General features: G+C 36.3%; 16 protein-coding genes, 1 pseudogene and 1 other annotated feature (1 of these 18 only partly in view). All 17 genes and pseudogenes read left to right on the forward strand.

What is annotated here, in order from left to right; genetic code table 11:
* The first annotated feature begins 38 nt into the window (after positions 1-38).
* The 17 genes and pseudogenes from spoVE (at position 39) to divIVA (ending at position 14,344) form a co-directional block, all read left to right on the forward strand.
* The gene (gene spoVE, locus KFD70_RS13980; RefSeq protein WP_336452213.1) at positions 39-1,130 is read left to right on the forward strand and encodes a stage V sporulation protein E; all 1,092 of its coding nucleotides are present in this window, start codon (positions 39-41) and stop codon (positions 1,128-1,130) included.
* 108 nt (positions 1,131-1,238) lie between these two features.
* Entirely contained in the window at positions 1,239-2,333 is a 1,095-nt protein-coding gene (gene murG / locus KFD70_RS13985) for an undecaprenyldiphospho-muramoylpentapeptide beta-N-acetylglucosaminyltransferase (protein ID WP_336452065.1), read from the forward strand.
* Positions 2,334-2,393: 60 nt separating this feature from the next.
* Positions 2,394-3,299 carry a UDP-N-acetylmuramate dehydrogenase gene (gene murB, locus KFD70_RS13990; protein WP_336452064.1) on the forward strand — a complete coding sequence of 302 codons (906 nt, stop codon included), beginning with the start codon at positions 2,394-2,396 and terminating at the stop codon, positions 3,297-3,299.
* A gap of 98 nt (positions 3,300-3,397) precedes the next feature.
* Positions 3,398-4,168, forward strand: coding sequence for a cell division protein FtsQ/DivIB (locus KFD70_RS13995; protein WP_336452063.1), 771 nt, complete (start codon positions 3,398-3,400; stop codon positions 4,166-4,168).
* A gap of 124 nt (positions 4,169-4,292) precedes the next feature.
* Positions 4,293-4,409, forward strand: a pseudogene (locus tag KFD70_RS14000) (DUF1290 domain-containing protein); the annotation flags it as partial.
* Between the two features lie 158 nt (positions 4,410-4,567).
* A complete protein-coding gene (ftsA, locus tag KFD70_RS14005; protein WP_336452062.1) occupies positions 4,568-5,875 on the forward strand; it encodes a cell division protein FtsA in 1,308 nt (435 codons plus the stop codon).
* Between the two features lie 39 nt (positions 5,876-5,914).
* A complete protein-coding gene (gene ftsZ, locus KFD70_RS14010; RefSeq protein ID WP_336452061.1) occupies positions 5,915-7,072 on the forward strand; it encodes a cell division protein FtsZ in 1,158 nt (385 codons plus the stop codon).
* A 485-nt stretch (positions 7,073-7,557) separates the two neighbouring features.
* The gene (spoIIGA, locus tag KFD70_RS14015) at positions 7,558-8,475 is read left to right on the forward strand and encodes a sigma-E processing peptidase SpoIIGA (protein ID WP_336452060.1); all 918 of its coding nucleotides are present in this window, start codon (positions 7,558-7,560) and stop codon (positions 8,473-8,475) included.
* 19 nt (positions 8,476-8,494) lie between these two features.
* Positions 8,495-9,214, forward strand: a complete 720-nt coding sequence (gene sigE / locus KFD70_RS14020; RefSeq protein WP_174099297.1) for an RNA polymerase sporulation sigma factor SigE — start codon at positions 8,495-8,497, stop codon at positions 9,212-9,214.
* Positions 9,215-9,386: 172 nt separating this feature from the next.
* Positions 9,387-10,166: an RNA polymerase sporulation sigma factor SigG gene (sigG, locus tag KFD70_RS14025; RefSeq protein ID WP_336452059.1), complete on the forward strand. Its 780-nt coding sequence runs from the start codon at positions 9,387-9,389 to the stop codon at positions 10,164-10,166.
* A 151-nt stretch (positions 10,167-10,317) separates the two neighbouring features.
* The gene (locus tag KFD70_RS14030; protein ID WP_174103545.1) at positions 10,318-10,596 is read left to right on the forward strand and encodes a YlmC/YmxH family sporulation protein; all 279 of its coding nucleotides are present in this window, start codon (positions 10,318-10,320) and stop codon (positions 10,594-10,596) included.
* A gap of 116 nt (positions 10,597-10,712) precedes the next feature.
* Positions 10,713-11,522 (forward strand): peptidoglycan editing factor PgeF, encoded by an 810-nt coding sequence (pgeF, locus tag KFD70_RS14035; protein ID WP_336452058.1) that lies wholly within the window; start codon positions 10,713-10,715, stop codon positions 11,520-11,522.
* 6 nt (positions 11,523-11,528) lie between these two features.
* Positions 11,529-12,203, forward strand: a complete 675-nt coding sequence (locus KFD70_RS14040; protein WP_336452057.1) for a YggS family pyridoxal phosphate-dependent enzyme — start codon at positions 11,529-11,531, stop codon at positions 12,201-12,203.
* Between the two features lie 19 nt (positions 12,204-12,222).
* The gene (locus KFD70_RS14045) at positions 12,223-12,687 is read left to right on the forward strand and encodes a cell division protein SepF (protein WP_003199801.1); all 465 of its coding nucleotides are present in this window, start codon (positions 12,223-12,225) and stop codon (positions 12,685-12,687) included.
* Between the two features lie 6 nt (positions 12,688-12,693).
* Positions 12,694-12,957: a YggT family protein gene (locus KFD70_RS14050; protein ID WP_336452056.1), complete on the forward strand. Its 264-nt coding sequence runs from the start codon at positions 12,694-12,696 to the stop codon at positions 12,955-12,957.
* A gap of 15 nt (positions 12,958-12,972) precedes the next feature.
* The gene (locus tag KFD70_RS14055) at positions 12,973-13,746 is read left to right on the forward strand and encodes a YlmH family RNA-binding protein (protein WP_336452055.1); all 774 of its coding nucleotides are present in this window, start codon (positions 12,973-12,975) and stop codon (positions 13,744-13,746) included.
* Between the two features lie 91 nt (positions 13,747-13,837).
* Positions 13,838-14,344 carry a septum site-determining protein DivIVA gene (gene divIVA / locus KFD70_RS14060; RefSeq protein ID WP_016116021.1) on the forward strand — a complete coding sequence of 169 codons (507 nt, stop codon included), beginning with the start codon at positions 13,838-13,840 and terminating at the stop codon, positions 14,342-14,344.
* A 51-nt stretch (positions 14,345-14,395) separates the two neighbouring features.
* Positions 14,396-14,616, forward strand: a binding site (T-box leader); it runs 4 nt beyond the window's last position.

A 14,616-nucleotide genomic window follows, 5' to 3' on the forward strand; every position in this document is an offset into this window, starting at 1 on the left:
CAAAAAAGCTTCTTCAAAAGAGGTGGTGCTCATTGCCAATGAAGAAAACACCTGATTTTATTTTAATTATCGTTACGCTTTTGTTGTTAACAATTGGAATGATAATGGTCTACAGTGCAAGTGCTGTCTGGGCTTCCTATAAGATGGGTGATTCATTCTTTTTTGCAAAACGACAGCTGTTATTTGCGGGGCTTGGTGTAGCTGCTATGTTTTTTATTATGAGAATTGACTATTGGACATGGCGAACCTATTCGAAGGTGATTTTACTGGTTTGTTTTATTCTCCTTATCCTTGTTCTGATTCCTGGAGTTGGACTTGTTCGGGGGGGAGCGCGAAGTTGGATTGGGGTTGGAGCATTTTCGATTCAGCCATCAGAATTTATGAAATTTGCGATGATCATTTTTTTAGCTAAATTTTTAGCAGAAAGGCAAAAGTTAATCACTTCTTTTAAAAAAGGACTACTTCCAGCGCTTAGTTTTGTATTTGTTGCATTTGGCATGATTATGTTACAACCAGATTTGGGGACAGGGACAGTAATGGTTGGGACATGTATCGTAATGATTTTTATTTCAGGAGCACGCGTTTTTCACTTTTCGATGTTAGGGTTAATCGGAGTAGCGGGGTTTGTTGGATTAATTGCATCAGCACCATATCGAATGAAACGAATTACTTCATACTTGGACCCATGGTCAGACCCGCTCGGGAGTGGATTCCAAATTATTCAATCGCTACTTGCAATTGGTCCTGGTGGTTTATTTGGGCTTGGACTTGGACAAAGTAGACAAAAATTTCTTTACTTGCCGGAGCCGCAAACTGACTTTATCTTTGCGATTTTATCGGAAGAATTAGGTTTTATTGGTGGGTCGTTTGTGTTATTATTATTTAGTCTGTTATTATGGCGCGGGATTCGTATAGCATTAGGAGCGCCGGATTTATATGGTACGTTTTTAGCAGTAGGTATTGTGGCGATGATCGCGATTCAAGTGATGATTAATGTTGGTGTTGTAACAGGATTGATGCCTGTTACGGGTATTACTTTGCCATTTCTAAGTTATGGTGGGTCAAGTTTGACCTTAATGCTAATGGCAGTTGGCGTATTATTGAATATAAGTCGTCACTCTCGCTACTAAACCCTGTTTATAAGACAGGGTTTTTCGTGTGTAGAAAACGGAAAATATATGAATAAGTATATGAATATATAAAATTGAATTTAGAACAGAGAAGCGGAGGAATTTGCAGTGCGAGTATTAGTTAGTGGTGGTGGCACAGGAGGTCATATATATCCAGCTCTTGCTTTAATTAGGGAAATAAAAAAAATACATCCTGAAGCAAGGTTTTTATACATTGGTACGGAGAATGGACTAGAAAGTACAATTGTTCCCAAGGCAGGGATACCATTTCAATCAATTGTTATTAGTGGATTTAAAAGAAAAATATCCCTTGATAATGTCAAAACAGTGATGCGTTTTCTAAAAGGGGTGCAAGATAGTAAAAGGTATATTCGTCGTTTCAATCCAGATGTTGTAATTGGTACAGGAGGCTATGTATGTGGTCCAGTCGTTTATGCTGCAGCAAAATTAGGAATTCCAACGATTGTACATGAACAAAATAGTGTACCTGGTGTAACGAATAAATTTTTAAGTCGCTATGTGGATAAGGTAGCTGTTTGTTTTGAAGCGGCAGCTGAACATTTTCCAAAGTCGAAAGTTGTTATGACAGGAAATCCACGTGCATCAGAAGTAATGAATCAAAATGGCATGAAAGGAAAGCGTTCTGTTGGATTATCTCTTCCTAAAAAATCTGTGCTTATTTTTGGTGGGAGTCGCGGAGCAAGACCGATTAATGATGCATTTGTAGCAGCAATTGAACAATTTGGTAACAAAGATTATGAAGTATTGTATATCACAGGTGAAGTGCATTATGATAAAGTCATGGAAGCTGTAAAACAAAAGGGAAATCCAAGTAATGTAATCATTAAACCATTTATTCATAATATGCCAGAGGTACTTACTGGCGTGGATCTTGTTGTTTCCCGTGCTGGTGCTACAACGTTAGCAGAGTTAACAGCTTTAGGAAAACCAAGTATTTTAATTCCAAGTCCTTATGTGACAAATAACCATCAAGAGAAAAATGCGAGATCAGTTGTCGATAAGGGAGCAGCAAAAATGCTTCTTGAAAAAGATTTGACTGCTGAAACACTTCTTCATGATATTGATGAAATTCTATTAAATACACAAACATTACAAAATATGAAACTAGCTGCTACTCAGTTAGGAATGCCAGATGCAGCGAATAAGTTATTTGAAGTGATGAAAAAGCTTGCACAGAAATAACGTTAGGTGAATGCCCTGCATACTACTGTAATACGGAGATTTCATATGGGGGAGATCATCATGAAACAATTAGCAAAGGAACTTATCGAAGAAGAAGTTGGTAAAGTATTAGAAAATGAAGCGTTAGCTCGTTATACAACTATGAAAATAGGTGGGCCAGCTGATATTCTAATCGTGCCAAGTAGTGTGATTGGTGTGGAAAAAACTTTAGGTTTAGTAAAGAAATATCACGCAAAGTGGACAGCAATTGGACGTGGGTCTAATCTTCTTGTATCTGATAAAGGTATTGAAGGTGTCGTAATTCGTTTAGGAGAAGGATTAGATCACCTAGAAGTAGAAGGAACTACTGTACGAGTTGGAGGAGGATATCCTCTTATTAAGTTGTCAACATTACTTAGTCGCCAAGGTCTAGCTGGATTAGAATTTGCTAGTGGTATCCCAGGGAGTATGGGCGGGGCAGTATATATGAATGCTGGTGCACATAAATCAGATATGTCAGAAGTTTTAACGAGAGCTCGTATTATGTTTGAGGATGGTACAATGAAGTGGCTAACAAAAGAAGAGATGGAATTTTCTTATCGGACTTCGGTACTACAAACAAAACGTCCTGGCATTGTAGTAGAAGCGGAATTACAATTGAAAGCAGGCAATCGTGAAGAAATAGTAAGTATCATGCAAAAGAATAAAGACTATCGCCGTGAAACGCAGCCATGGAACCACCCTTGCGCTGGCAGTATATTTAGAAATCCTCTACCCAATTTTGCTGGAGATTTAGTGGAAAAGGCAGGTCTACGTGGATATCAAATCGGTGGTGCGAAAATTTCTGAAATGCATGGGAATTTTATTGTCAATGCAGGATCTGCATCAGCACAAGACGTACTGGATTTAATTGCGTTTATCAAAAAAACAATTAAAGAAAAATTTGGTGTCGATATGCATACAGAAGTAGAAATCATTGGAAGATAGCTGTTATTTGTTCCGCTCATTATCATTTATGGTATAATAAGAAGATAAGAACGGCATGCATTACATGCCGTTCTTTATGTTACATAGGGGGATCGTACATGAAAAATAGTAAAGTGATTAAACTACAAGATCGTGTACCAAAACTAAAGAATCAAAAGAAAAAGAATAAAAAGCCTGTCAATCAGAGATTAATTTTATATGTATCAATTTTGTTTTTACTAGTACTTTTTTTAATTTACTTTCGATCTCCACTTAGTAATATAAAAAAGATAAGTGTTTTAGGAAATCATTATATGACAGATGCACAAGTCATGAAGGAATCTGGAATTACATATGAAACGAGCTATTTTCGAGTGACAGCACATAAGGCGGAAAAGAATTTAACAAAACGAAATGAAATTAAAAAAGTGAATGTCAAAAAGCGTTTTCCAAATAAAATTGACATTCATATTGAAGAGTATGTAACGATAGGGTATATAAATAAAGGCGGGAAATTACAACCGCTTTTAGAGAATGGCAAAACGCTTGAGATACTACCGAACGGGAAGTTACCTGTTGCAGCTCCGATTTTTGAGCCGTTTAAAGAAAAGAAAATGAAAGAGTTAATTGAAGAACTAGAAAAATTAACTCCAACTATCCTCAGGTCTATTTCTGAAATTCATTATGCTCCAACGAATGCAAATGAAGATCATCTTACTTTATATATGAATGAAGGCTATGAAGTGAGTGCAACGATACAAGATTTTGCAAAGCGTATGGAAGCATATCCATTGATTATAAAAAATATAGAATCAGGTAGAAAAGTTTTAATTGATTTAGAAGTGGGCGCATACTTTAAATATTTAGATGAGGAAGAAAAAAAGAAGTAGAGTAGTAGTTTTATTTCTTTTTAAATACAATAATGACAAGTTTGTTCTTCTATGTGTAAATTTCATTACAATTAGAATCAATTGGGTGAAAATAGCTAGATTTTCTTTGATTCATATTAGGATTGGTACAAGTTTAGCTTTTCTACGAGTACATCTTAGTGTAGACTTATATTTGGCGGTAATCTTTGCATTTGAAATCGAGTTATTTCAAAATAAAGCAGTCATTTATAGGTTACTGTAACATCAATAAGTGAATGTTAAATAAAAATAAGAAAAATACAGGGTTAAAAAAGGGAAACGCATAAAGACGTTGAATATTTTTCTTATAAATAGTAAAGCTGCGATTGTTGTTCCATATATTGACTTGTATGGTATAAATAAAGAAGGAGGTGCCAAAGAATGAACAGCAATGAAATATATGTTAGTCTTGACATCGGTACATCCAATGTTAAAGTCATCATTGGTGAAATGGTTAATGACGGCTTAAACATTATTGGTGTTGGAAACGTAAAATCAAATGGTTTGAAAAAGGGCTCCATAGTTGACATAGACGAAACTGTTCGATCAATTAAAAAAGCAATTGAACAAGCTGAGCGTATGGTAGGAATTCACATTGAACAAGTTGTTGTAGGAGTAAATGCCAATCAGGTACAGCTTCTTCCTTGTCACGGAGTTGTCGCTGTTTCAAATGAAGATCGTGAAATTGGAAATGAAGATGTCTTACGCGTTCTGGATGCAGCACAAGTTGTATCAATTGCTCCTGAACGTGAATTTATTGATGTGGTGCCTCGACAGTTCATTGTAGACGGTCTTGATGAGATTAACGATCCACGCGGGATGATCGGTGTAAGATTAGAAATGGAAGGCACATTAATTACAGGCTCAAGAACGTTACTACATAATTTACTACGTTGTGTAGAAAAAGCGGGCCTTGAAATTGTTGATATTTGTCTTCAACCTTTAGCAGCTGCGACGGTTGCTTTATCTTCTGATGAGAAAAATAGAGGTGTAGCTCTTGTAGATATTGGCGGGGGATCTACAACTCTATCAATTTTTCAAGATGGAGAGTTACAAGCAACAAGTGTATTGCCTTTAGGTGGAGATCATATAACGAAGGATATTGCTATAGGACTTAAAACTTCAACTGAAAATGCGGATCAAATTAAGTTGAAATATGGACATGCTTTTTATGATACGGCATCTGAAGAAGAGGTATTTACGGTTCCTATTATGGGAAGCGATCAAACAGAACAATATTCACAACTAGAGTTGTCTGATATTATTGAGGCACGTGTAGAGGAAATCTTGATGTTTGTTCAGGAAGAGGTCCGGAAGCTAGGAGTAAAACAAGTAGCGTCTGGTTATGTACTTACTGGAGGTATTGCTTCTATGCCGGGTGTTCTTGATCTTGCATATGATATTTTACATGAAAATATTCGTATAGCAACTCCAGATTATATTGGTGTTCGTGAACCTCAGTATACAATTGGGGTTGGATTAATTAAACATTCTTATCAAAAAGCGAAATTGCGTGGGAAAAATGTTCAGGAAAAGGAAGAACATTTTGAGCCAGTACCAGCACCAATGCCAATGCCGGTACAGCAACAACCTGCAAAGCAAACAACTCGCAAGCAGAGTAAAAATAATGAAGACAATGAGCGTATGATGTCAAAAGTGAAACGTGTATTCCGCTATTTATGGGATTAAAATTGCACACGAAAAATGAGGTTCTAGGGGGATTTCGACATGTTAGAGTTTGATACTACTCAAGATCAATTAGCGAGCATAAAAGTTATCGGTGTCGGTGGTGGCGGAAATAATGCTGTAAACCGTATGATTGAGCACGGTGTACAAGGTGTAGATTTCATCGCCGTGAACACTGATGCACAAGCATTAAATTTATCAAAAGCTGAAACAAAAATGCAAATTGGCGGGAAATTAACGCGTGGACTTGGTGCCGGCGCAAACCCTGAAGTAGGAAAAAAAGCCGCTGAAGAAAGTAAAGAACAAATCCAGGAAGCGCTTCGCGGTGCAGATATGGTCTTTGTAACAGCTGGTATGGGCGGTGGAACTGGTACGGGTGCAGCACCAGTTATCGCACAAATCGCAAAGGAACTAGGCGCGTTAACAGTTGGTGTTGTAACACGCCCATTTACATTTGAAGGTCGCAAACGTGCAACTCAGGCTATATCTGGGATTGCAGCATTTAAAGATAATGTAGATACAATCATTGTTATACCGAATGATCGTATTTTAGAAATTGTAGATAAAAATACACCAATGCTTGAAGCGTTCCGTGAAGCGGATAACGTATTACGACAAGGTGTACAAGGTATTTCAGATTTAATTGCTACACCTGGTCTTATTAACTTAGACTTTGCAGACGTAAAAACAATTATGTCTAACAAAGGTTCTGCGTTAATGGGTATTGGTGTTGGAACTGGTGAAAACCGTGCGGCAGAAGCAGCAAAACGCGCGATTTCTAGTCCATTATTAGAAACATCTATCGATGGTGCACAAGGTGTTCTTATGAATATTACTGGGGGCACAAATTTAAGCCTATATGAAGTGCAAGAAGCGGCAGATATCGTTGCTTCAGCTTCAGATCCAGAAGTAAATATGATTTTCGGTTCTGTAATTAATGAGAGTTTAAAAGATGAAATTGTTGTTACTGTAATTGCAACTGGTTTTGATGATAGTGTTACAGTTCAGCCGCCAAAACCATTTGTACGTCCTACAGCAACTACAAATCACGCGCAACAGCAACAACCAGCAGCTCAACCATCAAAACAACGTGAAGTAAAACGCGAAGTGAAACGTGAAGAGCCTGTTGTGCATGAACGTAATACAGATTCAGATGATATTGATATTCCAGCATTTTTACGTAACCGTCGTAGACGATAAGAAAGAAAGGAGCCAATGGCTCCTTTCTTTTTTATTACATAACCTTAAATGTTTTCAGATGAAAGCTTTTATCGTGCTATTTGTAAATATATAAATTCATTTTGATTTTTCCAATACATAAGTCCCGGCTATGAAAGCAACGGGAGATCTCCATTCACTCATTCTGTTTTCACATGGCATGGGGCTAAAAAATACCCTGATCGCTTCTATCCATAGTTGGATGCTCTCTCTCATCTAAAAAGAAAGGTTTTATATGTTTTTTTATTTGTATTTATATAGTAAGATTATCCTCTAAAATATAGAAAGCAAGAAAGCTAGATGAAGATTACAGAAAAAGTTTATTATTTGCAGGCTTGCAATATATGCCTCACGACAGATTATGTCTGGAAACCACAAAATAACAAAAAAACCCCTCCATAAATTGACACACTTTCCTATTGGATATGCTTTATACTAGTCTCAACTCAAAAAAAGAGGTGAATGGTTTGGTTGTTTACGCCGACGCTGTTTGGTTGTTAAACGCCTGCATTGATTTTCTTTTACTTTTATTAACAGCAACTGTGTTGAAAAAGAAGATCAAAAGATGGAGGCTTGTGCTAGGAGCTTTTATTGGTTCTACAATTGTTATTTTTGCCTTTACTCCTTTTGCTTCTATGATGACACACCCAATTATGAAACTATTGTACTCGTTACTTATTGTGTATACAGCATTTGGTTTTTCTACTTTTAGAAATTATACACAAACTGTTTTTACCTTTTATTTTGTAACATTTATGGTAGGAGGAGGATTAATTGGAACTCATTTTTTCCTAAAAACGAACGAAATGGTCGATGGATTAGTTCAGGCGAAAGCAATTTCTTATGGTGATCCAGTAAGTTGGATATTTGTTATTTTGGGATTTCCAATTATTTATTACTTTTCAAAAAAACGTATTGAAAATGTAGAAGTGACTAAAATTCATTATGACCAAATTGTACAAGTGAATATTAGACTTGCCGAAAATGAAATGAAACTAGATGGATTAATTGATAGTGGAAATCAGCTTTATGACCCTTTAACGAAGACTCCCGTTATGATTATGCATGTATCATCATTAGAAGATTGTTTACCAACATGGTTGACAGAACAGATCTATTCCAAAACAGAGATTCCACAAATACCAGAAAATGATTCAGGTTGGGCAACGAGGCTACGTTTCATTCCTTTCCGGGCTGTAGGAGTGGATCATCAGTTTTTATGGGCAATTAAACCAGATGTTGTTCAAATTCATCATGAAGGAAGCGATATGATTGTAAACAAAGTATTAATTGGTTTAAATACGCAGCAATTGTCTACAAATGGAGAGTATCAATGTATTATACATCCGAAAATGTTGATATCACCAAAAGTGACAATTGCTTAATTATGAAAGGTGGGAGAATATGGCGAAAATAAAATTTTATTTCATATATCTTTGGTATAAAGTATTGTTGAAACTCGGGATTAAGACCGATGAAATTTACTACATCGGTGGAAGTGAGGCATTGCCGCCGCCTTTAACAAAAGAGGAAGAAGAAGTACTCCTTAATAAATTGCCAAAAGGTGATCAAGCGGCACGGTCATTACTCATTGAACGTAATTTACGGCTTGTTGTGTATATAGCCCGTAAATTTGAAAATACAGGAATTAATATTGAGGATTTAATTAGTATAGGAACAATTGGGCTTATTAAAGCTGTGAACACATTTAATCCCGAAAAGAAAATAAAGTTAGCAACGTATGCATCACGTTGTATAGAAAATGAAATTTTAATGCACTTACGTAGAAATAATAAAAACCGCTCTGAAGTATCATTCGATGAACCCTTAAATATAGATTGGGATGGAAATGAGTTATTATTGTCAGATGTTCTTGGAACCGATGATGATATTATTACAAAAGATTTAGAGGCTACCGTAGATAGGCATCTTCTTATGAAAGCACTACATCAATTAAATGATCGTGAAAAGCAGATTATGGAGCTTCGTTTTGGTCTTGCAGGGGGAGAAGAAAAAACACAAAAAGACGTGGCAGATATGCTGGGAATTTCACAATCTTATATTTCTCGACTTGAAAAGAGAATTATAAAAAGGCTTCGAAAAGAATTTAATAAAATGGTATAAAGAATCCCTTTACAAGCTAATAGTATTAAGGGAAGTATAGAAAACCAATCGGTATTCCGATTGGTTTTCTAGTATTTTTCTTTAAAGTTGAGAGAAAAAAACGATATGCATAAAATTCCCTCCAAAGGAGATACTTTACACTGTACAGCAACTCCCGATAGGAGGGAACACTTTGACGAGAAACAAAGTAGAGATTTGTGGTGTTGATACAGCTAAACTTCCAGTACTAAAAAATGAAGAGATGCGTAAATTATTTCGAGAAATGCAAAGTGGAGAGACTAGCGCAAGAGAAAAATTAGTAAATGGAAACTTACGCCTTGTACTGAGCGTCATTCAGCGATTTAACAACAGAGGAGAATTTGTTGATGATTTATTTCAAGTCGGCTGCATTGGACTTATGAAATCCATTGATAACTTTGACTTAAGCCAAAATGTTAAATTTTCAACATATGCTGTGCCAATGATTATTGGGGAAATCCGTAGATATTTACGTGATAACAATCCAATTCGCGTCTCTCGTTCACTGCGAGATATCGCGTATAAAGCATTACAGGTAAGAGAAAAGTTAATTGCTGAAAATTCAAAAGAGCCAACGGCAATGGATATTGCAAAAGTGCTTGAAGTGACACATGAAGAAATCGTTTTTGCACTTGATGCCATTCAAGATCCAGTATCATTATTTGAACCAATCTATAATGATGGGGGCGACCCTATATTTGTAATGGATCAACTAAGTGATGATAAACAAAGGGACGAGCAATGGGTCGAAGAATTGGCATTGAAAGAAGGAATGAAACGATTAAATGATCGTGAAAAAATGATTATTCGAAAACGTTTTTTTCAAGGGAAAACACAAATGGAAGTTGCCGAAGAAATTGGAATTTCTCAAGCACAAGTATCACGCCTTGAAAAATCAGCAATTAAACAAATGAATAAGACAATTCAAGGATAAGGTCTCATCGGTTAAGATGAGACTTTTTTATGTTGCGCGCCTCGAGATTCTGTTCATAGGAAAGATTACGTGTTCATATAATAACAATAAAGTAAAATTGAAGGAGAAGACTTATCAACTACAAATAGTGACATAGAAGGGGAGAATGACAATGATGCGGATTTCAGAGTTTCAAATTAAGGATGTTGTAAATGTCTCTGATGGAAAAAAGCTTGGAAACATTAGCGATATAGATATTGATATGAACACTGGGAAGATTCAAGCTGTTATTATTTCAAAACAGGCACGAATGCTAGGTATATTTGGGAAAGAGGCGGAGTTTGTTATTCCATGGAAGCAAATTGTAAAAATTGGAGAGGATGTCATATTAGTAAGAGCTGATCATGTCAATTCTGTAACAGAATCAATACAAACACCGACAATTTCTTAAAGAATATTACAAATTCCTCTTTTTTTTATGTTGTCATTATGGAAAAATAAAAGTATGGTAAAATAGACAGGAAGTACCATGCTTTTTTATGTTATTTTATTAAAAGGAGCCGCTTTATGAGAGAACCATTTATATATGAGGACGGTATATTATATTTACAAGCGTGGAAAGAACTTGGAAATATTACTGCAGGATTTACGACGAAAGATGGTGGAGTAAGTACAGGCTCCTTCCAGGCGATGAATTTAGGATTACATGTGAATGATACGATGGAGAATGTTCATGAAAATAGACGTATTTTAGCGGACAAGCTACAAAAACCATTAGAAAATTGGATTTGTTCAGAGCAAGTTCATGATCGTCACGTTGAAAAAGTAGGACAAGGGGAAAAAGGGCGAGGAATCTACTTATATGAAGATGGTATTCCAAATACAGATGGTATTTATACGACTGATAGAGATGTATGTTTAACATCTTGCTATGCCGATTGTGTTCCACTCTATTTCTATGCACCATCGCATGGTATGATAGGACTTGCACATGCTGGATGGAAAGGAACTGTAAAAGAAATTGCAAAAGAAATGATTCAAAAGTGGAGTGCAGAAGGAGTGCCAGCTCATGAGATTTATGTTGCAATTGGACCAGCCATTGGGTCCTGCTGTTATGTAGTTGATGATCGTGTATTATCAGCAGCAAAACAAGCGGTAAACGGACCTGTTCCATATAACGTGATTTCAGACGGACAATATGCAATTGATTTAAAAGAAATCAATCGTATATTATGCTTACAGGCGGGCATAAAAGATGAGCATATTGTGATGTCGTCTCTTTGTACAAGCTGTGAAGAACAATTGTTTTTCTCACATCGTCGTGATCGAGGAAAAACAGGAAGAATGTTGAGTTTCATAGGCTTTAAGGAGGATTGAAAACAAGTGGTAGTGCAAGAGAATTTAGCATTTGTAAATGAGGAAATCAAAAAAGCGTGTGAACGAGCAGAGCGCTTGGTAGAAGAGATTAAGCTCGTTGCAGTAACAAAAACAGTAGGAATTGAAAAAACAAATGAAGTAATAGAAGCTGGAATTACTGATTTAGGTGAGAATCGTAATGAAGGTTTTTTACAGAAGTATGAGCATTTTGGTTCAAAAGTAAATTGGCATTTCATCGGTTCATTACAAACGAGAAAAGTAAAAGAAATTATTAATGAGATTGATTATTTGCATTCATTAGATCGCATTTCACTTGCAAAAGAAATTCAAAAACGTGCTACAAAGCAGGTTCGATGTTTTGTTCAAGTAAAAACATCATCTGAAGAATCAAAGCAAGGGATAGCAGTTGAAGAAACAATTACATTTATTCGTGCTCTGCAAGAATTTGATAAAATTGAAGTTGTTGGATTAATGACAATGGCACCATTTACTGGGGAAGAAGCAGAGATTCGTCATTGTTTTAAGGCATTGCGTGGTTTGCAAAAACAAGTGCAAGAACTAGGGTTACCATACGCTCCGTGTAAAGAACTATCGATGGGAATGTCAAATGATTATACAATTGCAATTGAAGAAGGTGCTACATATATTCGTTTGGGAACGATTTTAGTAGGAAAAGCGTAAAAGGAAGGAGAATGTTATTATGAGTTGGTCAAAAGTAAAATACTTCTTTTTTGACACACCTGAAGAGCGAGAAGCTTACGAAAAGGAAAAGGAGCAAGCTGAAATGAAAAAACAACAAGATCCCCCAGAGCAGCAGGATATTCCACTTACGAAAGCACAGCCGAAACAAAATATTGTAAGTATTGAAACAGCAAAACAGTCTTCTAAAGTTGTTTTGTTAGAACCGCGTACATATTCGGAAGCACAAGGGATTGCGGATCATTTAAAGGGAAGAAGAGCGGTTGTCATTAATTTGCAAAGAATGTCAACAGATCAAGCTGTGCGTATCGTTGACTTTTTAAGTGGTACTGTATACGCTATAGGCGGGGATATTCAAAAACTAGGACCGAAAACATTTATTTGTACACCTGAGACTGTAGATATTGTTGGGGCCATTTCTGAGTTGTTCGGTGAAGAGGAAGAGACAAATATAAAGAGGTGGTAATACGCCATGACGATTATTTTAGAAGCATTGCTTTGGATCATCCAGATTTATTCCTGGGCGCTTATTATCTATATTCTCCTATCGTGGTTTCCAGGGGCAAGAGAATCAACATTTGGTGATTTTCTATCGCGTATTTGTGAACCGTATTTAGAGCCGTTTCGGAGATTCATCCCGCCTTTTGGAATGATTGATATTTCTCCAATTGTTGCAATTATTGCGTTGAGATTGGCTAGTAGTGGTTTAGTAAGTTTGTTTAATTATTTCCTGTAATAAGAGGTTAAATGAATGAACATCTATGAGCATTTTAGACCTGAAGAAGCGGTCTTTGTTGATAAAGCGTTAGAATGGAAACAGATGGCTGAAGAATATCATCAAGTGAAATTAACGGATTTTCTTGATCCGCGCCAGCAACAAATTGTTGCTACGATAATTGGCAATCAAGGAGATGCGACTTTACGACTTTATGGTGCTACGCCAAAAGCGGAAAGAAAAAGAGCTCTTATTTACCCGAGTTATCTCGATTTAAAAGAAGAAGATTTTCAAGTTGAAGTATTAGAAATTGACTATCCTTCCAAGTTTTATACGCTTGAACATAGGCAAATATTAGGTGCATTTATGTCTCTTGGTCTAACGAGAGAAAAATGCGGTGATATTTTGCTTCAAGAAAATCGCGCCCAAATTATAGTTGCAAAAGAAATTGTTTCGTACATTGAAATGAATTTACAATCGATAGGGAAAATGAAGGTCTCACTCTCCTCTGTACAAGCAGATCGAGTATTACGATTGCAAGAAGAATGGAGAGAACAGTCTGGAACTGTTTCATCACTTCGATTAGATGTCCTGCTAGCTGAAATGCTCCATGTATCACGGCAGAAAGTACAGCCGTTTATAAAAAACGGTCTTGTGAAAGTGAATTGGAAAACGGTTGAGCAAACTGCATACGAGTGTTTTCCAGGTGATGTGTTTTCAGTTAGGGGACATGGCCGAAGTAAATTATTTTCTATAGAAGGAAAAACGAAGCGCGACAAATGGAGAGTTTTGTATGGTATACTAAAATGATTGGTTTTTTAGAAGGAAAATCTCTTGTTTTGTCGAAGAAAAGATATAATTAAAAGAGGAAAATTTAGATAACTACTTGGAGGTGGCGTTTGTGCCGTTAACACCATTAGATATTCATAACAAAGAATTTGGTCGCGGATTCCGTGGCTATGATGAGGATCAAGTAAATGAGTTTCTTGATCAAATTATCAAGGATTATGAATTGGTCATTCGTGAGAAGAAAGCATTAGAAGAAAAAGTTGCTCAGCTAGAAGGGAAATTAGATCATTTCTCTAACATTGAAGACACGTTAAATAAATCTATCGTTGTTGCACAAGAAGCAGCGGAAGAAGTAAAGCGTAATGCACAAAAAGAAGCAAAATTAATTGTTCGTGAAGCAGAAAAAAATGCAGATCGTATCATTAATGAAGCTTTAGTAAAATCAAGAAAAGTTGCATTTGATATTGAAGAGCTAAAGAAACAAGCGAAAGTATTCCGCACGCGTTTCCGTATGCTATTAGAAGCACAGCTTGAAATGTTGAACAATGATGATTGGGACAAATTAATTGAGTTAGAAGAAGAAGTGGACGAGCTGTTAAAGAAAGAAGAAACAGTGTAAGCTTGACGTTTTTCTCATTATTACATATAATTTTAAACAACATATTTATTAAGAAAAACGAAGATAGGGATAAGTACCTTTTTCACACCTTATATAGCGAACTGAGGATGGTGTAAGCTCAGGATAAGGAGATAAATGGGAATATCACCCTGGAGTTCCACGCTGAACCAAAAAAGTAAGCGTAGGCGTATATTCGCGTTAAGAATATAAAGAGGACTAATGCATACATGCATGGTCTACTAGGGTGGTACCGCGGGAGACCTTCTCGTCCC

Source organism: Bacillus pfraonensis, from assembly GCF_050768835.1.
GTDB lineage: Bacteria > Bacillota > Bacilli > Bacillales > Bacillaceae_G > Bacillus_A > Bacillus_A pfraonensis.